Origin of the sequence: Roseateles saccharophilus (assembly GCF_031458095.1) — a bacterium.
In the GTDB taxonomy this organism is placed as follows: domain Bacteria; phylum Pseudomonadota; class Gammaproteobacteria; order Burkholderiales; family Burkholderiaceae_C; genus Pelomonas; species Pelomonas saccharophila_A.
In genome coordinates, this window is sequence record NZ_JAVDXU010000001.1 from 1,777,163 (window position 1) to 1,797,904 (window position 20,742).

At 66.6% G+C, this 20,742-nt stretch carries 23 protein-coding genes and 1 tRNA gene; 11 read left to right on the forward strand and 13 right to left on the reverse strand.

The genetic code is table 11. The annotated features are described in order from the left end of the window. The first annotated feature begins 80 nt into the window (after window positions 1–80). Window positions 81–677 (forward strand): RNA pyrophosphohydrolase, encoded by a 597-nt coding sequence (locus J2X20_RS08200; RefSeq protein ID WP_310263248.1) that lies wholly within the window; start codon window positions 81–83, stop codon window positions 675–677. Here the strand turns inward: J2X20_RS08200 and proB are convergent. The 4 genes from proB to rplU all read right to left on the reverse strand — a co-directional run bounded on the left by proB (window position 674) and on the right by rplU (window position 3,605). Next, window positions 674–1,789: a glutamate 5-kinase gene (gene proB / locus J2X20_RS08205; protein ID WP_310263251.1), complete on the reverse strand. Its 1,116-nt coding sequence runs from the start codon at window positions 1,787–1,789 to the stop codon at window positions 674–676. The two genes, J2X20_RS08200 and proB, sit on opposite strands and share 4 nt — an antisense overlap. Next, on the reverse strand, window positions 1,786–2,850 hold the full coding sequence (obgE, locus tag J2X20_RS08210; protein ID WP_310263255.1) for a GTPase ObgE: 1,065 nt from the start codon (window positions 2,848–2,850) through the stop codon (window positions 1,786–1,788). Before obgE ends, proB begins: the two co-directional genes overlap by 4 nt. Before the next feature lie 137 nt (window positions 2,851–2,987). Beyond that, window positions 2,988–3,251, reverse strand: coding sequence for a 50S ribosomal protein L27 (gene rpmA / locus J2X20_RS08215; RefSeq protein WP_025564361.1), 264 nt, complete (start codon window positions 3,249–3,251; stop codon window positions 2,988–2,990). A 42-nt stretch (window positions 3,252–3,293) separates the two neighbouring features. Continuing rightward, window positions 3,294–3,605, reverse strand: a complete 312-nt coding sequence (rplU, locus tag J2X20_RS08220; protein ID WP_025564359.1) for a 50S ribosomal protein L21 — start codon at window positions 3,603–3,605, stop codon at window positions 3,294–3,296. Window positions 3,606–3,912: 307 nt separating this feature from the next. Between rplU and ispB the strand changes: the two genes are divergently transcribed. The 8 genes from ispB (at window position 3,913) to J2X20_RS08260 (ending at window position 10,677) form a co-directional block, all read left to right on the forward strand. After that, window positions 3,913–4,908, forward strand: a complete 996-nt coding sequence (gene ispB, locus J2X20_RS08225; protein ID WP_310263256.1) for an octaprenyl diphosphate synthase — start codon at window positions 3,913–3,915, stop codon at window positions 4,906–4,908. Window positions 4,909–4,932: 24 nt separating this feature from the next. Then, a tRNA-Pro gene (locus tag J2X20_RS08230) sits at window positions 4,933–5,009 on the forward strand. Window positions 5,010–5,230: 221 nt separating this feature from the next. Next, window positions 5,231–6,898 carry a type IV-A pilus assembly ATPase PilB gene (pilB, locus tag J2X20_RS08235; RefSeq protein ID WP_310263258.1) on the forward strand — a complete coding sequence of 556 codons (1,668 nt, stop codon included), beginning with the start codon at window positions 5,231–5,233 and terminating at the stop codon, window positions 6,896–6,898. Between the two features lie 19 nt (window positions 6,899–6,917). Next, window positions 6,918–8,141, forward strand: coding sequence for a type II secretion system F family protein (locus J2X20_RS08240; RefSeq protein ID WP_310263260.1), 1,224 nt, complete (start codon window positions 6,918–6,920; stop codon window positions 8,139–8,141). After that, window positions 8,141–9,070 (forward strand): prepilin peptidase, encoded by a 930-nt coding sequence (locus J2X20_RS08245; RefSeq protein ID WP_310263261.1) that lies wholly within the window; start codon window positions 8,141–8,143, stop codon window positions 9,068–9,070. The genes J2X20_RS08240 and J2X20_RS08245 overlap by 1 nt, the downstream gene beginning before the upstream one ends. Before the next feature lie 7 nt (window positions 9,071–9,077). Beyond that, the gene (gene coaE / locus J2X20_RS08250; RefSeq protein ID WP_310263263.1) at window positions 9,078–9,683 is read left to right on the forward strand and encodes a dephospho-CoA kinase; all 606 of its coding nucleotides are present in this window, start codon (window positions 9,078–9,080) and stop codon (window positions 9,681–9,683) included. A gap of 23 nt (window positions 9,684–9,706) precedes the next feature. Next, window positions 9,707–10,462 carry a cell division protein ZapD gene (gene zapD / locus J2X20_RS08255; RefSeq protein ID WP_310263264.1) on the forward strand — a complete coding sequence of 252 codons (756 nt, stop codon included), beginning with the start codon at window positions 9,707–9,709 and terminating at the stop codon, window positions 10,460–10,462. Continuing rightward, entirely contained in the window at window positions 10,459–10,677 is a 219-nt protein-coding gene (locus tag J2X20_RS08260) for a DNA gyrase inhibitor YacG (RefSeq protein ID WP_310263265.1), read from the forward strand. The genes zapD and J2X20_RS08260 overlap by 4 nt, the downstream gene beginning before the upstream one ends. On the opposite strand, the gene J2X20_RS08265 is transcribed toward J2X20_RS08260, so the two are convergent. From J2X20_RS08265 to tal, 3 genes are read right to left on the reverse strand one after another with little or no spacing between them, the layout of a single operon-like run. After that, on the reverse strand, window positions 10,674–11,294 hold the full coding sequence (locus J2X20_RS08265) for an HAD family hydrolase (protein WP_310263267.1): 621 nt from the start codon (window positions 11,292–11,294) through the stop codon (window positions 10,674–10,676). The genes J2X20_RS08260 and J2X20_RS08265 overlap by 4 nt on opposite strands. Next, the gene (gene pgi / locus J2X20_RS08270; RefSeq protein ID WP_310263268.1) at window positions 11,291–12,925 is read right to left on the reverse strand and encodes a glucose-6-phosphate isomerase; all 1,635 of its coding nucleotides are present in this window, start codon (window positions 12,923–12,925) and stop codon (window positions 11,291–11,293) included. Before pgi ends, J2X20_RS08265 begins: the two co-directional genes overlap by 4 nt. A 1-nt stretch (window position 12,926) precedes the next feature. After that, entirely contained in the window at window positions 12,927–13,868 is a 942-nt protein-coding gene (gene tal, locus J2X20_RS08275; protein WP_310263270.1) for a transaldolase, read from the reverse strand. Window positions 13,869–13,979: 111 nt separating this feature from the next. On the opposite strand from tal, the gene zwf reads away from it, so the two are divergent. Both zwf and J2X20_RS08285 read left to right on the forward strand, forming a co-directional pair. Continuing rightward, on the forward strand, window positions 13,980–15,425 hold the full coding sequence (gene zwf, locus J2X20_RS08280; RefSeq protein WP_310263272.1) for a glucose-6-phosphate dehydrogenase: 1,446 nt from the start codon (window positions 13,980–13,982) through the stop codon (window positions 15,423–15,425). A 2-nt stretch (window positions 15,426–15,427) separates the two neighbouring features. Continuing rightward, window positions 15,428–16,288: a MurR/RpiR family transcriptional regulator gene (locus J2X20_RS08285; RefSeq protein ID WP_310265134.1), complete on the forward strand. Its 861-nt coding sequence runs from the start codon at window positions 15,428–15,430 to the stop codon at window positions 16,286–16,288. A 132-nt stretch (window positions 16,289–16,420) separates the two neighbouring features. Here the strand turns inward: J2X20_RS08285 and J2X20_RS08290 are convergent, their stop codons facing one another. The 6 genes from J2X20_RS08290 to J2X20_RS08315 form a co-directional block, all read right to left on the reverse strand. Next, complete coding sequence (locus tag J2X20_RS08290; protein WP_310263274.1) at window positions 16,421–16,735, reverse strand: STAS domain-containing protein; 315 nt, start codon at window positions 16,733–16,735, stop codon at window positions 16,421–16,423. Between the two features lie 2 nt (window positions 16,736–16,737). Beyond that, complete coding sequence (locus J2X20_RS08295; RefSeq protein ID WP_310263276.1) at window positions 16,738–17,382, reverse strand: MlaC/ttg2D family ABC transporter substrate-binding protein; 645 nt, start codon at window positions 17,380–17,382, stop codon at window positions 16,738–16,740. 88 nt (window positions 17,383–17,470) lie between these two features. Beyond that, window positions 17,471–18,340 carry an MlaA family lipoprotein gene (locus J2X20_RS08300; RefSeq protein ID WP_310263278.1) on the reverse strand — a complete coding sequence of 290 codons (870 nt, stop codon included), beginning with the start codon at window positions 18,338–18,340 and terminating at the stop codon, window positions 17,471–17,473. Beyond that, window positions 18,337–18,840: an outer membrane lipid asymmetry maintenance protein MlaD gene (gene mlaD / locus J2X20_RS08305; protein ID WP_310263279.1), complete on the reverse strand. Its 504-nt coding sequence runs from the start codon at window positions 18,838–18,840 to the stop codon at window positions 18,337–18,339. Before mlaD ends, J2X20_RS08300 begins: the two co-directional genes overlap by 4 nt. Window positions 18,841–18,852: 12 nt before the next feature. After that, window positions 18,853–19,632: a lipid asymmetry maintenance ABC transporter permease subunit MlaE gene (mlaE, locus tag J2X20_RS08310; protein ID WP_409034141.1), complete on the reverse strand. Its 780-nt coding sequence runs from the start codon at window positions 19,630–19,632 to the stop codon at window positions 18,853–18,855. Further along, on the reverse strand, window positions 19,629–20,432 hold the full coding sequence (locus J2X20_RS08315; protein ID WP_310263282.1) for an ABC transporter ATP-binding protein: 804 nt from the start codon (window positions 20,430–20,432) through the stop codon (window positions 19,629–19,631). Before J2X20_RS08315 ends, mlaE begins: the two co-directional genes overlap by 4 nt. Window positions 20,433–20,742: the final 310 nt, after the last annotated feature.

Consider the following 20,742-nt stretch of genomic DNA (forward strand, 5'->3'; position numbering starts at 1 on the left):
AAATCTTCGGGTTAGCGAGGGCGCTGTCGCAATCGCGGCCCGATGCAATAATCGAACCAACTAGAGATTTGAGGTTGATTATGCTCGACCGTGAAGGCTTCCGCCCCAACGTCGGCATCATCCTGCTCAACCAGCGCAACGAGGTTTTCTGGGGCAAGCGCATCCGGACACACTCGTGGCAGTTCCCGCAAGGGGGCATCAAGCACGGTGAAACGCCTGAGCAGGCGATGTTCCGAGAGCTCCACGAAGAGGTGGGGCTCACGCCAGAGCATGTGCGCATCATCGCGAGGACTCGCGACTGGCTGCGCTACGAGGTGCCCGAGCACTTCATCCGGCGCGATGCGCGCGGCCACTATCGCGGCCAGAAACAGATCTGGTTCCTGCTGCAGATGGTGGGCCGTGACTGCGACATGAATCTGCGCGCCACCGACCACCCCGAGTTCGACGCCTGGCGCTGGAACGAGTACTGGGTGCCGCTGGAGGCCGTCATCGAGTTCAAGCGCGGCGTCTACGAGATGGCGCTGACGGAGCTCGCCCGCTATCTGCCGCGCATCAACCATCACAACCGCTATCTGCGGGCCGGCATGCGGCCGGCGCACCGGGAGCGCAACAGCGGACCGATGCCGCTGGAAGCGACGGCGACGCCGCCTGACGGCGAGCCGCCAAGCTCCTCCTAGCGAAGTACGAGATTGTCTCGGTGAATCAGTTCAGGCTCTGCGGCATAGCCCAGCAGAGCCTCGAACTCCGAGGACGGCTTGCGGGCGATCAAGCGCGCTTCCGACGCTGAATAGTTGGCCAGGCCGCGGGCCAGTTCGACACCCTCGGTCGTCTGCACGGCGATGACGTCACCGCGATGGAAGCCGCCCTGCACTTCCACGACACCAATGGGCAGCAGGCTCTTGCCCTCGTCGCGCAGCTTGACGGCCGCGCCGGCATCGACCTTGACGGAGCCGCGCAGCTGCAGGTGGTCGACCATCCACTGCTTGCGCGCCGCTAGCTTGGGCGTGGCCGCGAGCAGTGCAGTACCGATGGATTCGCCGCGCGCCAAGCGCAGCAGCACGTCGGGCTCGCGCCCCCACGCGATCACCGTGCCGGCGCCGCTGCCGGCGGCGCGCTTGGCCGCCAGGATCTTGGTGATCATGCCGCCGCGGCCGATGCTGGAACCGGCGCCGCCCGCCATGCGCTCCAGTTCCGGGTCGCCGGCCTGGGCTGTGTCGATGAAACGGGCGTTGGGATCCTTGCGCGGATCGGCCGAATACAGGCCGCGCTGGTCGGTCAGGATGACGAGGGCATCGGCTTCGACGAGGTTGGCGACCAGGGCGCCCAGCGTGTCGTTGTCGCCGAACTTGATCTCGTCGTTGACGACGGTGTCGTTCTCGTTGATGACGGGCAGCACGCGATGGGCCAGCAGCGTCAGCAGCGTCGAGCGGGCGTTCAGATAGCGCTCGCGGTCGGCCAGGTCGGCGTGGGTCAGCAACACCTGGGCGCTGGCCATGCCTTGGGCGCTGAGCTGGCTCTCGTACATCTGGGCCAGGCCCATCTGGCCGACGGCCGCCGCGGCCTGCAGTTCGTGCAGCTCTTTGGGGCGCGTCGCCCAACCGAGGCGCTTCATGCCCTCGGCGATGGCACCGCTGGAGACCATGACCAGCTCGCGCCCTTCGCTCGCCAACGCCGCCAGCTGGCGACTCCAGTTCGCAATCGCTTCGGCATCAACGCCGCGGCCCTCGTTGGTGACGAGGCTGGAACCGACTTTGACAACGATGCGACGCGCGCTGGACAGCAGACTCATTCGGCAGGATCGGGGGAATCGAAACGGATATCGCGCTCTTCGATCACGCGCTGCTCGGCGGCGACATGGTCGTAGATGGCGTGGATCAGCGGCTGGCAGCCTTCGCGGGTCAGGGCCGAGATCTCGAAGACAGGGCCCTTCCACTTGTAGCGCTTGACGAAGTCCTTCACGCGCGCGGCGCGCTCTTCCTCGGGCACCATGTCCAGCTTGTTCAGCACCAGCCAGCGCGGCTTGGCGTGCAGCTCGGGGTCGTACTTCTTCAGCTCGGCCACGATGGCCTTGGCTTCCTTGACGGGATCGACCTCGGGGTCGAAGGGCGCCAGGTCGACGACATGCAGCAGCAGCCGGGTGCGCTGCAGATGGCGCAGGAACTGGTGGCCCAGGCCGGCGCCTTCCGCGGCACCCTCGATCAAGCCGGGGATGTCGGCGACAACGAAGCTCTTCTCCGGGCCGACGCGCACGACGCCCAGGTTGGGATGCAGGGTCGTGAACGGGTAGTCGGCGATCTTGGGCTTGGCGTTCGAAATCGCCGTGATCAGCGTCGACTTGCCGGCATTGGGCTGGCCCAGCAGGCCGACGTCCGCCAGCACGCGCAGCTCCAGGCGGACCTTCTTGATCTCGCCCGGCCAGCCCGGCGTCTTCTGGCGCGGCGCGCGGTTGGTCGAGGTCTTGAAATGCAGATTGCCGAAGCCGCCGTCGCCGCCCTTGCAAAGCAGGATGCGCTGGCCCGGCTCGAGCAGTTCGCCGATGACGGACTCGGTTTCCAGGTCGGTGATGATGGTGCCGACCGGCATGCGCAGCACGATGTCGTCGGCGGCGGCGCCGAAGCAGTCAGAGCCGCGGCCTGCCTCGCCATTGCGCGCCTCGTGGCGGCGCGCGTAGCGGTAGTCGATCAGCGTGTTGAGGTTGCGATCGGCTTCGGCCCAGACGCTGCCGCCCTTGCCGCCATCGCCACCGTCGGGCCCGCCAAAGGGGATGAACTTCTCGCGGCGAAAGCTCGCGCAGCCTGCGCCACCGTTACCGGCGGCGACATCGATGGTGGCTTCGTCAACGAATTTCATGGCGGGAAAGCCATCGTAATGGCTGGGGTTGCGTCCGGCGTGCCGTCGTGTGGCGCAGCAGACTTCAGAAATGACAAAGCCCCGGCGAGCCGGGGCTTAGGCTTTCGGGCGATGTTGCCGCCCGAACCTTGCCGACCTTAGGCGGCCAGCGGGGTCACGACAACCGTCGAACGGTTGTTGGCGCCCTTGGTGGTGAAGCTCACGTGGCCATCGACCAGCGCGAACAGCGTGTGGTCCTTGCCGATGCCGACGTTGACGCCGGGGTGGAACTTCGTGCCGCGCTGGCGGACGATGATCGAGCCCGCGGAGATCAGTTCGCCGCCGTAAGCCTTGACGCCCAGCATCTTGGGCTTGGAGTCGCGGCCGTTCCGTGTAGAACCGCCGCCCTTTTTCTGTGCCATGAGTAGCTCCTAGAAATTAGCGAAAAGAAGAGAACTGAGGGATCAGCCGTTGACCGCGCTGATTTCCAGCTCGGTGTAGTTCTGGCGATGGCCCTGGCTCTTCTTGTAGTGCTTGCGACGGCGCATCTTGAAGATGCGAACCTTGTCGTGCTTGCCGTGGCTGACGACCTTGGCGCTGACCGTAGCGCCGGCGACCAGCGGAGCGCCGACCGTCAGGCCGTCACCGCTGCCAACTGCCAGCACCTGGTCAAGGGTGACCTCGGCGCCAACTTCCGCGTCGAGCAACTCGACCTTGATCTTTTCGCCGGCAGCAACCTTGTATTGCTTGCCGCCGGTTTTGATGACCGCGTACATATTCATCCTTCCGCACCTTGGGGTGCAATCACCCGGCTCCAGCAGCTTGACGCCAGCCCTCAAGCTCGCGCCGCCGCCCTCGCCGGGCCTTTTTGTCGGTTTTGGTCTCTCGGCCACCATGCGCAATGGCTCACACCAAGGCGCACGAAATGCAAAGAGCCCACGAGTATACCCTGAGGCTCCGGCGGAAGGCAAACACCCCTCGCCACCAGACACGCAAGCCCCGCGACAACTGCACGTCCCGGCGTACCTGGGAGGGGGTGGACACCGTTTCTATAATCGACCATCCCTTGCCTGAGAGTCCAGAGTGCGCGTCGAGACTGCCTCGCCCCCATCCCAAGTCGCCGAGGTCCTCGCCCTGCTGGCCGCCGAAATGGCCCAGGTCGATGCCGTCATCGCCCAACGCCTCTCCTCAGACGTCGCGCTGATCGACCAGATCGCCCACTACATCGTGCATGCCGGGGGCAAGCGCATGCGGCCCAAGCTCGTGCTGCTGTTTGCCAACGCGCTGGGCTTCGACAAGCCGGCGCGCTTCGAGCTGGCCGCCGTCGTCGAATTCATCCACACGGCGACGCTGCTGCACGACGACGTCGTCGACGAGTCGTCGCTGCGCCGCGGCAAGCCGACGGCCAACGCCCTGTTCGGCAATGCCGCCAGCGTGCTGGTGGGCGACTTCCTCTACTCGCGCGCCTTCCAGATGATGGTCTCGGTCGACCGCATGCGCGTGCTGGAGGTGCTGGCCGAGGCCACCAACGTCATCGCCGAGGGCGAGGTCCTGCAGCTGATGAACATGCACGATCCGGACATCACGGTGGAGAGTTATCTGCGCGTGATCCGGTTCAAGACCGCCAAGCTCTTCGAAGCCAGTGCCCGCCTGGGTGCGGTACTTGCCAATGCATCACCCGAGGTCGAAGAAGCCTGCGCCGCCTACGGGCGCGCCCTGGGGACGGCCTTCCAGCTCATCGACGACGTACTGGACTACGAGGGCGATGCCCAGGAACTCGGCAAGAACATCGGCGACGATCTGCGCGAGGGCAAGACGACGCTGCCGCTGCTGATCGCCATGGAACGTGCGACGCCCGAGCAGCGCGCCCTGCTGCGTCACGCCATCGAGGAAGGCGAGCAGGAAAAGCTGCAGGAGATCGTTGCCATCGTGCGCTCGACCGGCGCCCTGGAATCAACCCGCGAAGCGGCCCGCACCGAAGCACGGCACGCAGCCGACTGCCTCAGCCATCTGCCTCCCAACAAGTGGACAGAATCTCTGCTAGAATTCGCAATTCAGTCGGTTGAGCGTCACTCGTAAGAGCAGCGCGCAACAGAAGAACATCGGGGTGTAGCTTAGCCTGGTAGAGCGCTACGTTCGGGACGTAGAGGCCGGAGGTTCGAATCCTCTCACCCCGACCAGTCTTCTGATGCTCCCCTCGGGACGAGGGTTGAGCAAAATCCGGCCAGATTGCCGATCGGCGACCCTGAAATCCTGACGTTATCCCTGGAAATCGTTTGCTTCGAGCCCGCTTTGTGGCTGGCACAATCGGTGGACTTCGCTCCTTCCGTCGCCGACGCAACTGTCTGTGGAAACTCCGCTCGCCGAGCCGCTCCAGTCTTCCCTGTCGGGGGTTGCGCGCATGCTTGTGCATGCCGGCAAGCTTCAGGCCAAGGCGGCCGAAGACCTGGTCAGGCAGGCCCGTGAGAAGAAGACCAGCTTCGTCAACGCCGTGATCGCGAGCGGCCAGGTCTCGCCGGTCGACTTGGCGCACACGCTGTCGAGCGCCCTGGCCCTGCCGCTGCTGGACCTGTCCGCGATGGACCCGCAGCGCATGCCGCAGAACGTCATCGACGCCAAGCTGGCCCAGCAATACCAGGTCGTCGCGCTGTCGCGGCGCGGCAATCGTCTTTTCGTCGGCGGTGCGGATCCGACCGACCTCGAGGTCATCGAGCGCATCAAGTTCGCGACCCAGTTGCAGCCGGAATGGGTCATCGTCGAGCACGACAAGCTGGCCAAGATGCTGGCCAGCGCCAGCGCCAGTGCGACGGAATCGCTGGAGAGCATCGCCGGCGGCGACTTCGACTTCGACATCGCCGAAGAGGATGCAGCGCCCCAGCAGGAGGCCGCCGAGCTGGCCGACGTCGAGGACGCGCCCGTGGTGCGCTTCCTGCAGAAGATGTTGGTCGATGCCATCAATCTGCGCGCCTCCGATCTGCACTTCGAGCCCTACGAGTTCCACTACCGCGTGCGCTTCCGCGTCGACGGGGAATTGCGCGAGATCACGCAGCCGCCCATCGCCATCAAGGACAAGCTGGCCTCGCGGATCAAGGTGATCTCGCGCCTGGACATCTCCGAGAAGCGCGTGCCCCAGGACGGGCGCATGAAGCTGAAGTTCGGAGCGAAGTCCATCGACTTCCGCGTCAGCACCCTGCCCACGCTGTTCGGCGAGAAGATCGTCATCCGTATCCTGGACTCCTCGTCGGCCAAGCTCGGCATCGAAGCGCTGGGCTACGAGAAGATCGAAAAGGAACGCCTGCTCGCCGCCATCTATCGCCCCTACGGCATGGTGCTGGTGACCGGCCCGACGGGCTCGGGCAAGACGGTGTCGCTCTACACCTGCCTGAACATCCTGAACCAGCCCGGCGTCAATATCGCGACCGTCGAGGACCCGGCCGAAATCAACCTGCCCGGCATCAACCAGGTCAACGTCAACGACAAGGCCGGACTGAACTTCGCGGCGGCGCTGAAATCATTCCTGCGCCAGGATCCCGACATCATCATGGTCGGCGAAATCCGCGACCTGGAAACGGCCGACATCGCGATCAAGGCGGCGCAGACGGGCCATATGGTCATGTCGACGCTGCACACCAACGATGCGCCCAAGACGCTGACCCGTCTGCTCAACATGGGCGTGGCGCCGTTCAATATCGCGTCCAGCGTGCTGCTCATCACCGCCCAGCGCCTCGTGCGCCGCCTGTGCGAGAACTGCAAGGCGCCGGCCGACTACCCGCGCGAAGCCCTGCTCAAGGCCGGCTTCGTCGAGGACGATTTCGACGGCAGCTGGAAGCCGTATCGGGCCGTCGGCTGCAGCAACTGCACAAATGGTTACCGTGGCCGCGTCGGCCTTTACCAAGTGATGCCCATCACGGAAGACATCCAGCGCATCATCCTGTCCGAGGGAACGGCGATGGACATCGCCGAGCAGGCCAAGAAGGACGGCGTGCGCGACCTGCGCCAATCCGGCTTGGTGAAGGTGCGCATCGGCGTGACGACGCTGGAAGAAGTGCTGTCGGCCACCAACGAATAATCAGTCTCGAGGAGAGCGCATGGCCACTGCCACCGCTGCAGCAAAAGGCGTCAAGGACTTCGTCTTTGAGTGGGAGGGCAAGGACCGCAACGGCAAGATCGTCAGGGGCGAACTGCGCGCCGGCGGCGAGGCCATGGTCAGCGCGACGCTGCGCCGTCAGGGCATCCTGGTCAACAAGGTCAAGAAGCGCCGCTCCAGCGGCGGAAGCTCGATCAAGCAGAAGGACATCGCCATCTTCACGCGTCAATTGGCGACGATGATGCGCGCCGGCGTGCCGCTGCTGCAGGCCTTCGACATCGTCGCCCGTGGCGCCACCAACCCGCGCCTGACACGCCTGCTGAATGACATCCGCCAGGACGTGGAAACGGGTACCAGCCTCTCGGCGGCCTTCCGCAAGCACCCGATGTATTTCGACGCCCTGTACTGCAACCTCGTCGAGGCGGGTGAAGCGGGCGGCATCCTGGAAGCCCTGCTGGACCGCCTGGCCGTCTACCAGGAAAAGACGGTCGCCATCAAGAACAAGATCAAGTCGGCCCTGACCTATCCAATCGCCGTCATGGTGGTCGCCTTCATCGTCGTCGCGGTCATCATGATCTTCGTCGTGCCGGCCTTCAAGGACGTGTTCACGTCCTTCGGCGCCGACCTGCCGGCCCCCACGCTGATGGTCATCGCGATGTCGGAGTTCTTCGTCAAGTTCTGGTGGCTGATCTTCGGCTCGATCGGCGGCGGCATCTATTTCTTCATCCAGAGCTGGAAACGCTCCGAGAAGATGCAAAAGCGCATGGACCGCCTGCTGCTGAAGGTGCCCGTCTTCGGCGACCTCATGTACAAGTCCGCGATCGCGCGCTGGACCCGCACGCTGTCGACGATGTTCGCGGCCGGCGTGCCGCTGGTCGAGGCCCTGGACTCCGTTGGCGGTGCCTCGGGCAATGCCGTCTTCCAAGAGGCGACCGAGCAGATCCAGCGCGACGTCTCCACCGGCGCGGCCCTGACGACGTCGATGCAGACAACGGGCATCTTCCCGACCATGGTGCTGCAGATGGCTTCCATCGGCGAGGAATCCGGCTCCCTGGATCACATGCTGGCCAAGGCCGCCGAGTTCTACGAGGACGAGGTCGACGAAGCCGTCAAGGCCCTGTCCAGCCTGATGGAGCCTTTCATCATCGTCATCCTGGGCGGCCTGATCGGTGGCATCGTGGTGTCGATGTACCTGCCGATCTTCAAGCTCGGCCAGGTGGTCTGATGGCGGTGGACTACGGCCTGCTGCTCTCACCCTGGGTCCTCGGCATCTTCGGCCTGTGCATCGGCAGCTTTCTCAACGTCGTCATCTACCGCCTGCCGCTGATGCTGGAGCGGCAATGGCTGCATGAGTCGGCCGCCCAGCTGACCGACGCGCCCGCCATGGCGCGCGTCGCCGGCGTGCCCCTGCCCGAGGCCGAGAAGCTGGCCAAGGCCGTCGACGCCTACGGTACCCAGATCGAGGCCCTGCCGCCCTTCACCATCGCCGCACCGCGCTCACGCTGCCCGCACTGCGGCCACCAGCTGCGCTGGCACGAGAACCTGCCCGTCATCGGCTGGCTGCGCCTGGGCGGCAAGTGCGCGTCCTGCAAGGCTCCGATCTCCAAGCGCTACCCCCTCATCGAAGTCGTCACCGGCGCCGCCTTCGCCGCCCTGTCCTGGCGCTTCGGCGCTCAGCCGACAACGCTGCTGTGGTGTGGTTTCGTCGCCGCCTTGATCGCGCTGGCGATGATCGACTGGGACACCACACTGCTGCCCGACGCCATCAACCAGCCCCTGCTCTGGGCCGGCCTCGCCGCCGCGCTGATGGGCTGGACCATCCCGCTGGACAAGGCGCTCATCGGCGCGCTGGCCGGCTATCTGTCGCTGTGGTCGGTCTACTGGGTGTTCAAGCTCCTCACCAAGAAGGAGGGCATGGGCTATGGCGACTTCAAGCTGCTGGCGGCCCTGGGCGCCTGGCTGGGCTGGCAGATGATCCTGCCCATCGTGCTGGGCGCTTCTGCGATTGGCGCGGTCATCGGCATCATCATGAAGATGAACGCCGGCCTGCGCGAAGGCCGCTACGTGCCCTTCGGCCCCTTCCTGGCCGGTGGCGGCCTCGTCGTGCTGTTTGCCGGCCAGGCCACGGTGCTGGGGTGGCTGGGCTGGACCTGACGCCGCGATGAGGGTGGGCCTGACCGGCGGCATCGGCAGCGGCAAGAGCACGGTCGCCGGCTTTCTGCGTGAGGCCGGCGCGGCCATCGTCGATACGGATGCGATCTCCCGTGGCCTGACAGGGCCGGGCGGTGCGGCCATGCCCGCCATCGCCGCGCAGTTTGGCGCTGACTTTGTCAGCCCTGACGGCGCCCTGGACCGCGATCGCATGCGCGCCCTCGCCTTCTCGGATCCGGCGGCCAAGCGCCGGCTCGAGGCCATCCTGCATCCACTGATCACCGCTGAAGCCCTGGCCCAGGCCGATGCGGCCACGGCCCCACTCGTTGTCTTCGACGTGCCCCTGCTCGTCGAATCCGGCCGCTGGCGCCCGCGACTGGCGCGCGTGCTGGTGGTCGATTGCTCGACCGAGACCCAGATCGAGCGCGTGCTGCAGCGTCCAGGCTGGACCCGGGAACGTGTTGCCGGGGCCCTGGCCGCGCAAACGACACGCGAGGCGCGCCGCGCCGCCGCCGATGTGGTGCTGCTGAACGACGGCCTGCCTCTTGTTGCGCTCAGAAACGAGGTTCTCGACCTGGCCGGACGCTGGGGCTGTGAAACAATCGCCCGGCCCTGATTGCAGTCCATCCCGAGGCCCCTTTGGTCCTGTACGAGTACCCGTTCAACGAAAGCATCCGCACGATGCTTCGCCTCGAACATCTGTTCGACCGCCTCGGGTCGCTGATGTCGCGCGAAACCGCGCTGGACCACCATTTCGCCCTGGTCACGCTGTTCGAGATCATGGACGTCGCCTCCCGCGCCGACCTCAAGAGCGATCTGCTCAAGGAGCTCGAGAAGCACAAGGCGCAGTTCGTGGCCTACCGTGGCAGCCCCGGCGTCGACGAGGCGCGCCTGGATGAGGTGGTCGCCCGCATCGATGGCGCCTTCGGCCGGCTGAATGCGTTGGCCGGCAAGGCGGGTGCGGCCCTGACCGGCAACGAGTGGCTGATGAGCATACGCAGCCGCATCAGCATTCCCGGCGGCACCTGCGAATTCGACCTGCCGGCCTACTACAACTGGCAGCAGCTGTTGCCGGTGCGCCGCCGCAAGGACCTGATGACCTGGGCCCAGACGCTGATGCCGCTGGCCGAGGCCCTGCAGGTGCTGCTCGGCATGCTGCGTGATTCGGGTGCGCCGCACAAGGTGGCCGCCACGGCAGGCCAGTTCCAGCAGAGTCTGCCGGCCGGCCGCGTCTACCAGCTGCTGCGCATGCGCATCGACCCCAGCCTGGGGCTGATCCCCGAGATCTCCGGCCACCGCCTGATGGTGTCCATCCGCCTGATGCGCCAGGACGAAGAGGGCCGGCTCAAGCTGGCCCAGGAAGACACCGGTTTCGAGCTGACCCTTTGCGCATGACGACCCCGAGCAAGCCCAAGGAACGCATCGTTCGTTGCCCGCAATGCGGCGGCGACAGCGTGTTCGCGCCCAGCAACAAGTGGCGGCCCTTCTGCGGCGAACGCTGCCGGCAGATCGACCTCGGCGCCTGGGCCAGCGAATCCTTCCGCGTGCCGGCGACGCCGCCCCAGGATCCCGATGAATTCGGGCCGAACGGCGAGCCGCTGATGCACTAGGCGCTCAGCAGGCGCCGCGACACCAGCTCACGCCGCGCGCTCGCGGTGTCCGTGAACAGGAAAGCCTGCCAGTCGCGGGACAGCGCCGCGTCGACATTGGCCGGATGGTCGTCCAGGAACAGCAGTTCCTGAGGCGGCACGCCAAAGCGCCGTTCGGCGATGGCGAACATCTCCGCGCTGGGCTTGATCTGCTTCACATGGCTGGAGAACACGCCCGACTCGAACCACTCGCCCAGCGGATGCGCCTTGGCCAGATGGGCCGCATAGGGCTCGGGCATGTTGGACAGGAAGTGCAGGGTGTGGCCGGCCGCGCGCAGGTCGCGGATCAGCACCGCGGTGGCGGGGATCAGCATCAGCTCGTCCGGCACGGCGCGCACGACGGCCGCCACATCACCGCGCGACCAGCCGGTGCGCGCGGCGATGCGGCGCACCACTTCATCGGCGCTGATCAGCCCCTGGTCGAACAGGCCCCAGTCGCCGCCGTAGTTCTGGAAGAAGGTCGCCGCCGCGGCCGCGCCCTGCTCCAGCGTCTCGATGCGATGCGGCCACAGGCGCGCGAGGAAGCTGGCCGGATGCCAGCGGAACACGACGCCGCCGAAGTCGAAGACGATCCTCATGCGTCCACCAGCCGCTTCAGCAGGCCAGCTGTTGAGCCGTCCAGGCCCGCCGTGTCGCCCGAATCCAGGCGCGGCAGCAGCTGGTTGCACAGGGCCTTGCCCAGCTCCACGCCCCATTGGTCGAAGCTGTTGATGCCCCACAGGGCGCCGGTGACGAAGACACGGTGTTCGTACAGAGCGATCAGGGCGCCAAGGGAGCGCGGCGTCAGCGCCTCCAGCACCAGGGTCGTGCTGGGGCGGTTGCCCGGGAAGCTGCGATGGCGAGCCAGCACTTCGCGGTCCAGCGTGGCCGAAGCCGTCGGCGCCTTCTCGGCCAGCGCCTCGGCCGCCGTCTTGCCCTGCATCAGGGCCTGGCTCTGCGCCAGGCAGTTGGCCAGCAGCTTGCGGTGCTGCTCGACGAGCTTGTCGGTCAGCTCGCCCGCCTTTTCGACGCCTTCACCATGGTTGGGCCGCTTCACGGCGATGAACTCGACCGGGATGACGTCGGTGCCCTGGTGCAGCATCTGGAAGTAGGCGTGCTGGCCATTGGTGCCGGCCTCGCCCCACACCACCGGCGACGTGCCCAGCGCCAGCGCGTTGCCGTCCAGGTCGACGCCCTTGCCATTGCTCTCCATCTCCAGCTGCTGCAGATAGGCCGGCAGGCGGCGCAGGCCCTGGTGATAGGGCGCGACGCTGCGGCTCGCGAAGCCGTGGAAGTTGCGGTACCAGATGTCGACCAGGCCCAGCAGCACCGGCAGATTGCCCTCCAGCGGCGCGGTGGCGAAGTGCTGGTCCATCGCATGCGCCCCGGCCAGCATCTCGCGGAAGTTGGCGGCGCCTACAGCGATGGCAATGGGCAGGCCGATGACCGACCACAGCGAGTAGCGGCCCCCGACCCAGTCCCAAAAGCCGAAGGCGGTGTCGATGCCGAAAGCGGCGGCAGCGGCGGTATTGCTGCTGGTCGCGACGAAATGGCGTGCCACATCCGTGCCGCCAGCCGCTAAGAACCAGGCCTTGGCGGCTTGGGCGTTGGCCAGGGTTTCCTGGGTCGTGAACGTCTTGGACGCAATGACGAACAGCGTGTGCTTGGCATCCAGGCCGGCCAGCACCGGCGCCAGATCGTGGCCATCGACGTTGGAGACGAAATGCAGCTTCAGGTCACGGCGGCCAAAGGCCTGCAGGGCCTGCACCACCATGGCCGGGCCGAGGTCGCTGCCGCCGATGCCGATGTGCACGACGTCGGTGATCTCGCCGCGATCGCCGTGCCGCACGCTTTCGGCAAAGGCCAGCATGGTGTCCAGCGAAGCCTGGACTTCGGCGTTGAAGGGGGCGTTGCTGCCGGCCGGCGCGCGCAGCGCCGTGTGCAGCACCGCGCGACCCTCGGTGTGGTTGACCGGCTCGCCGCGCAACAACGCATCGCGCCGCACCTCCAGGGCGCAGTCGCGGGCCAGGTCCAGCAGCAGCGCCAGCGTGGGCGCATCGATGCGGTTCTTGGACAGGTCGGCAAACACCTCGGGCGCCTCGAACGACAGCGTGCCGAAGCGGCCTGCGTCGGACTTGAAGGCGTCACGGATGTCGAAGCCGCGACCGCTCGCGGCGTAATGGGCTTGCAGTTCGGCCCAGACGGGAGAGAGGTCGCAGCGGGTCGTCATGTCAGGCGGCCTCGATGAGCTTGTCGAGCTTGCCGGCGTCGACGGCGAACAGGCGGATGCCTTCGGCCAGCTTCTCGGTCGCCATTGCGTCCTCGTTCAGCGCGAAGCGGAAAGCGGCCTCGTCGAGATGGATGGCGGGCATGGCGGCCGATTTCGCCGGGTCGAGCGCGCGCTCCAGCTTGGCCTGCGAGGCCTGCAGTTGCGCGAGCAGGTCGGGGCTGATGGTCAGCAGGTCGCAGCCGGCCAGCGCCTGGATCTGGCCGATGTTGCGGAAGCTCGCGCCCATGACCTCGGTCTTGATGCCATGCTGCTTGAAGTAGGCGTAGATCTGGCTCACCGACTTCACGCCCGGGTCGTTCACGCCAGCCATTGCGGCCTCGTCCCACGCGGCACCTGCCGACTTCTTGTACCAGTCGTAGATGCGACCGACGAAGGGCGAGATCAACTGCACCTTGGCCTCGCCGCAGGCCACGGCCTGGGCGAAGGCGAACAACAGCGTCAGATTGCAGTGGATGCCTTCGCGCTCCAGTTCGGCGGCGGCCTGGATGCCTTCCCATGTCGAGGCCAGCTTGATCAGCACGCGGTCGCGGCCAATGCCGGCGGCCTCGTACAGGCCGATGAGGCGGCGCGCACGCGCCAGCGATGCGGCCTTGTCGAAGCTCAGGCGGGCATCGACTTCGGTGGACACGCGGCCCGGCACGACCTTGAGGATCTCCAGGCCGAAGCGCACGAGGACGTGGTCGACGATCTCGTCCAGCGGTTTGCCGCGATGCGCCTGGACGGTTTCCTTCAGCAGCGGCGCGTAATCGGGCGACTGCACGGCCTTCAGGATCAGCGAAGGATTGGTCGTCGCGTCGCGCGGGGCGAACTGGGCGAGCTGCAGGAAGTTGCCGGTGTCGGCAACGACGGTGGTGAAGGCCTTGAGTTGGTCGAGCTGGTTCATGACTGGCATGCCGGATTGACCCGGCGAAGAAACTGCTGCATAGTATTTCACGAAACTTAGTTACACAACGGTTAGCGCCTCCAGTGAAGCGCTGGCCTGGAGACCCCGCAGATGTCTTTCGATCTCGTGTTCTTTGGCGGTACCGGCGACCTGACATGGCGCAAGCTGATGCCCGCGCTGTTCCAGGCCTTCCGGCACGGCAAATTGCCCGAAGGCGGTCGCATTCTCGCCGTCGCGCGTGACGACCAAACCGATGAGCGCTACCGCGAATGGCTGAAGGAGCGCTTCCGCGAAGTGGACGGCGCCAAGCGCCCGACGGACGAAGAATTCGAGAAGTTCGGTTCGCTGATCCACTACCGCCGCATGGACCTGTCCCAGCCCGAGCATTACCAGGGGCTGAAGGACTGGCTGGATGCGCGCAACGCCGACACCGTGGTGCTGTACCTGGCCACCAGCCCGCATCTGTTCACCGGCATCTGCCAGCAGCTCGGCGCCGTCGGGCTGAACCACGGCAAGGTGCGCGTGGTGCTGGAGAAGCCGCTGGGCCACGACCTGGCCAGCGCCCAGGAGATCAACCGCGCGGTGCGCGGCGTCTTCGCCGAAAGCCAGGCCTTCCGCATCGACCACTACCTCGGCAAGCCCTCGGTGCAGAACCTGATGGCCCTGCGCTTTGGCAATGCCCTGTTCGAACCGCTGTGGCGCCGCGAAAGCATCGCCAACATCCAGATCACGCTGGCCGAGCGCCTGGGCGTGGGCACGCGCGGCGCCTTCTACGACGGCACCGGCGCGCTGCGCGACATGATCCAGAACCACGCGCTGCAGCTGCTGACCATGATCGCGATGGAGCCGCCGTCCAGCAACGACGCCGATGCCATCCGCGACGAGAAGCTCAAGGTGCTGCGCTCGCTCAAGCCCTTCACGGCCGAAAGCGTGGCGCGCGATGTCGTGCGCGGCCAGTACCGCGCCGGCAGCATCGAGGGCAAGGCCGTGCCGGGCTATCTCGAGGAGGTCAAGGTACCGCCCGAAAGCCAATGCGAGACCTTCGTCGCCCTGCGCACCGAGATCAACAACTGGCGCTGGGCCGGCGTGCCCTTCTACCTGCGCACCGGCAAGCGCCTGGCCGAGCGGGACGCGCAGATCGTCGTCAACTTCCGCCCCGTGCCGCACAAGATCTTCGCCGGCGGCGGTCAGCCCAACCGCCTCGTCATCAAGCTGCAGCCCGAGGACGGCCTGGAGCTGCAACTGCTGGCCCAGAAGGGCACGGGCCAGGGCGAGCAGCTGACGCCGGTGTCGCTGGACCTGGACTTCGACAAGGCTTTCGCGACCCAGCGCGTCGGCGCCTACGAGCGCCTGCTGCTGGACGCGATTGCCGGCCGCCTCAACCTCTTCGTGCGCAGTGACGAGCAGGAACAGGCCTGGCGCTGGGTAGAACCCATCCTGAATGCCTGGACGGCGGACGCCAGCGGTCCCCGCCCCTATTCCGCCGGCTCCTGGGGCCCGGCTGCCGCGAGCGCCCTGGTGGCGCGGGACGGCTTCTCCTGGGCTGAAGAACAATGAGCATTCTCGAGCGCGTCAAGGCGGCCCTGCCCGCCCTCCCTCCGGCAGAACAGCGGGTCGCCAAGCTGCTGCTGGCCGACGCGCGCAGCTTCGCCAGCCTGCCCGTCAGCGAGCTGGCCGATCGCTCACATGTGTCCAAGCCGACGGTGGTGCGTTTCTGCCGCAGCGTCGGCTATGACGGCCTGGCCGACTTCAAGCTCAAGCTGGCCGGCAGCGTCAACGAAGGCGTGCCCTTCGTGCACCGGGCGGTGGACGAGGACGACAAGCCCGCCGACATCATCGTCAAGGTCGTCGACAACGCCGTCGCCGCCCTGCTGCACTACCGCAACGACGCAGCCAGCCACGCCTTCGAGCGCGCCATCGAGGCGCTGGCCGATTCGGCCCGCCACAACAAGCGCATCGAGTTCTATGGCGTCGGCAATTCCGGCATCGTGGCCCAGGACGCCCAGCACAAGTTCTTCCGCCTCGGCGTCAACACCGTCGCCACCAGCGACGGCCATGTGCAGTTGATGAGCGCCACCATGCTGCAGCCGGGCGACTGCGCCGTCATCATCAGCAACTCGGGCCGCAGCCGCGATCTGCTGGATGCGGCCGAGATCGCGCGCAAGAAGGGCGCGACCATCATCATCATCACGGCCAGCGCCTCGCCGCTGGCGCAACTGGCGCTCGGGCCCAGCCAGATCCTGCTGGCGGTGGACCACCCCGAGGACTTCGACCGCTACAGCCCCATGGTGTCGCGGCTGCTGCACCTGATCGCGGTGGACATCCTGACGACGGGCGTGGCGCTGAAACTCGGCCAGCACCTGCGGCCCATGCTGCAGGAGATCAAGAAGAACCTGCGCGCGAAACGCTACGCCGGTTAGACAAGCCCACCCCCTACCGGCTGACGCCGGCCCCCTCAAGGGGGCGCAGTCAGTGGCCCGGCAAAGCCGGTTCCACGACTGCCGCTGGAAGGGACAAAGCCCGCTTTTCAGGCGGGCTTTGTCTTTCTTGACTCAAGCTTGTGCGGAAGGGCTTGGCCCCCAGAACAGCTCCGACACCCCGTAGACGCGCGCCAGTTCGCGCAGCTTGTCGGGGGCATCGTCGAGCTTGAGCGTGGCGCCCTGCTCGCTGCATTGACGGGCCGCGGACAGCAGCAGGCTCAGAGCTGACGAGTCGAAATCCGTCAGCCCGGCGGCCGACAACCTGACCTCGCGGCCAGCTGCCGCCAGCACCTGGGCGGCCTCGGCGCGCAGGGCCGGCGACATCTGCGCCCAGGCGGCGCGGGCGCCATCCATGCGCAGCGGATTGGGCAGCTTCAGGCCGCTCAAGATCAGCTCTTGGCCGCGGTGGCGGTGCCACCGGCCTTGGCGTTCTTGTCGGCCAGGCTCTTGATCAGGCCATCGATGCCGTTGGCACCGATCTCCTGGGCGAAGCTGTTGCGGTATTGGTCCGCCAGCCAGATGCCCAGCACATTGACGTCATAGATCTTCCATTCGGCGCCGGCCTTTTCCAGGCGGTAATCGAGCTGGATGGCGTCGCCCTTGCCGCGGATCTCGGTACGCACGACGACTTCGGTGTCGGTCGGCTGGGCGCGCAGCGGCTTCAGGCCGATGGTCTGGTCCTTCACCTGGGTCAGGGCGCCGGCATAGGTGCGCACCAGCAGGGTCTTGAACTCGGCCTGCAGCTTGGTTTGCTGCTCGGGCGTGGCCTGGCGCCAGAAGCGGCCGACGGCCGAGGCCGTCATGCGCTGGAAGTTGACGTGGGGCATCACCTTGGCATCCACCAGGGCAATGATCTTGTTGATGTTGCCGGCCTGGATGTCCTTGTCGGCCTTGACGGCCTCGATGGTTTCCAGGGACAGCCCGCGGATCAGCTGGTCGGGGGCGCCGGCGTCGGCCGCATGGGTGGCATGCACGAGACCGAGGCCCAGGGTGGCCACAGTCAGCAGACGGCGCAGGGAGGTCAACAAGGTCATGGTGTCGCTTTCACTGAACAGGACGGACGCTCAACGCGTCAGCCCGGATTTTGGTTGGCTCTCGGCAAGTAACCGTTCGCACAGGGGGTCAGCGCGATGCGGCGGAGGCCGGTTCGGCGGGCCGCTTCACGCTGGGTTCGGAGGCCGCGGCCTCGGGGGCCGATGCGGCAGCCGCCGGAGCCGAAGCCGCCGGAGCCGAAGCCCCATTGCCCGGCACCAGCACTTCGACCTCATCGTCATCATCGAAGCTGCCGCGCCTTTGCAGATAGGCATCGCGGTAAAAGGTGTATTTATCCAATGCGATGCCATCGAGCATCTCGCCGGCGCGCAGGAAGTTGGAGCGCGTGTTGATGAGGCTGAGGGCGGTGATCGCGACCTTCTTGCGGCCGTCGTCGAAGATCACGCCCGGCGAGGCCTGCCAGTCGACCGGCAAGGCCAGCGAGTCGCGCACCGACGACGGGCCGAACAAGGGCCAGACGATGTAGGCGCCGGTACCCATGCCCCATTTGCCCAGCGTCTTGCCGAAGTCCTGGCTGTTCTTCTCCAGGCCCGCCTCGGTGGCGATGTCCAGCACACCGGCCAGACCCAGCGTCGAATTGACGGCAAAACGCATGCCCTGCTCGACACCCGCCTTGAAACGACCTTGCAGGAAGAGGTTCACCGCCGACCAGGCGTCGCCGATGTTGCCGAAGAAGTTGTCGATGCCGGTGCGGATGGGCGAGGGCACGATCTCGGTGTAGGCCGTCGCCACGGGCTTCAGCACGGTCTCATCCAGCTTCTCGTTGAAGGCGAAGACCTTGCGGTTCCAGGATTCCCAGGGATCCAGCCTCTGGCCCTTGGAGCCCATGACCTTGTCGACCGCCCGCTCGATGCGGCTGCCGACCCCCTTCACCGTCTGGCAGCCGGCCAGGCCCAGGGCCAGGGCCAGCACGACCAGCATGCGCAAGATCTGGCTCACGGCTTGCCCCCCGACGCCGCGGGCTGGGTCGCCGGGGCGCTGCCCATGTCGGCGGCCTTGCTGTTGATGAACTGGCCGATGAGGTTTTCCAGCACGACGGCGCTCTGGGTCTGCTTGATGACATCGCCACCGGCGAGGTTCTTCTCGTCAGCGCCGGGCTCCAGGCCAATGTACTGCTCCCCGAGCAGACCCGAGGTCAGGATCTTGGCCGAGCTGTCCTTGGGGAACTGGGTGGTCTTGTACAGATTCAGCAACACCTTGGCCTGGAAGGTCTTGTCATCGAAGTTGATGGACTCGACCCGGCCGACGACGACGCCGGCACTCTTGACCGCCGCGTTGGGCTTCAAGCCGCCGATATTGTCGAAGCGCGCCGACACCTGGTAAGTGGCATCGAAATTGAGGCTCAGCAGATTGCCGGCCTTGAGCGCCAGGAACAGCAGGGCCGCGCCGCCGATCAGCACGAACAGACCCACCCAGGCGTCATAACGAGAGGATTGCATCCTTCCTTCTCCCTAAATCGAAAACATCATGGCGGTCAGCATGAAGTCCAGGGCCAGCACGGCCAGGGACGACAGCACGACGGTCCGCGTGGTCGCCGCCGACACGCCTTCCGGCGTGGGACGGCAGGCATAGCCCTGCAGCAGCGCGATGAAGGTGACCGTCACACCGAACACCAGGCTCTTGATGACGCCGTTGCCGACGTCCTTGAACACGTCCACGCCGCCCTGCATCTGCGACCAGAAGGCGCCGGGGTCGATGCCCAGCAGCGGCACGTCGACGAGCCAGCCGCCCATGATGCCCACCGCCGAGAAGACCGCGGCGAGCAAGGGCATCGCGATCAGCCCGCCCCAGAAGCGCGGCGCCAGCACACGCTGCACCGGGTCCACGGCCATCATCTCCATGGCGGTGAGCTGCTCGCCGGCCTTCATCAGGCCGATCTCGGCCGTCAGCGAGGTGCCGGCGCGGCCGGCGAACAGCAGCGCCGTGACCACCGGCCCCAGCTCCCGCACCAGGCTGAGCGCCGTCAACAGGCCCACGGCCTCGCGGGAACCGTAGCGCTGCAGCGCGTAGTCGCCCTGCAGGGCCAGCACCGAGCCGACGAAGAGGCCCGACACGCCGATGATGAGCAGCGAGCGGTTGCCCAGATAGAAGAGCTGCTCGCGCACCAGCACAAAGCGCATCAACGCCCGCGGCGAGGCAGCCAGCAAGGCCCAGAAGAGCCGCGCCGAGGCGCCCCAGTCGGCGAGCAGACGGCGCACGCCCAGTCCGATATTGGCAGCCAGGCTCATCATGTCGCCACCCCGAAATCCTCGGCCACGGGTCGGGCCGGCTGATGGAAGCGCACCGGCCCGTCGGCCTCGGCGCCGACGAACTGGCGCACCAGCGGGTCGTCGCTGTGGCGCAATTCGTCCGGCGTGCCCTGGGCCACGACGCGGCCATTGGCCACCATGGCTACCACGTCGGCGATCTCGAAGGTCTCGTGCAGATCATGCGAGACGATGATGCTGGTCAGGCCCAGCGCATCGTTCAGGTCGCGGATCAGCCGGGCGGCCACGCCCAGGGAAATCGGGTCCAGGCCGGCGAAGGGCTCGTCGTAGAGCACCAGGTCCGGGTCCAGGGCGATGGCGCGGGCCAGGGCGACACGCCGGGCCATGCCGCCGGAAATCTCGCTCGGCAGCAGGTCGCGCGCGCCGCGCAGGCCGACGGCATTGAGCTTCATCAGCACCAGGTCGCGGATCATGGCCTCGGGCAGGTCGGTGTGCTCGCGCAGCGGGAAGGCGACGTTTTCGAAGACGCTGAGGTCGGTGAACAGGGCGCCGAACTGGAACAGCATGCCCATGCGCCGGCGCACGGCATACAGGCCCTGCAAGTCCAGCGGCGCCAGGTCCTGCCCATCGAACAGCACCTGGCCGCTGATGGGGCGAAGCTGGCGGCCCAGCAGGCGCAGGACCGTGGTCTTGCCGCCCCCTGACGTGCCGATCAGCGCCAGCACCTTGCCGCGCTCCAGCTTCAGGTTGACGCCGTCCAGGATCACGCGGTCGCCGTAGCCGACGCTGACGTTGCGCAGTTCGATCAGAGGTGCGGTTGCCAATTGATTCACGCGGGCAGGCTGCGAGCCGGGGCGGAAGAAAGGGCGCCATGATAGGGGAAACACCGAGAACCCCGGGGTTCACCCTCGACAAGCCCGTCAACCTGCCGATACAGCTCAAGGGTCAGGGCAGCGCGCTGTTACGTCCACTTGCTTCGGTCAACCCTCCGAACGACTGTTTTTGGCCCGCCAAACGTGCGCCAGTTCACGAATCGCCGCGCGACCGCGACCAGCGTTCGTTGCTTCGCGACAAGCGGTATCGCGCCGACGCCCCTCGCTACCAAAATAGCTTCCACCCGCCATGCAAAGCGCC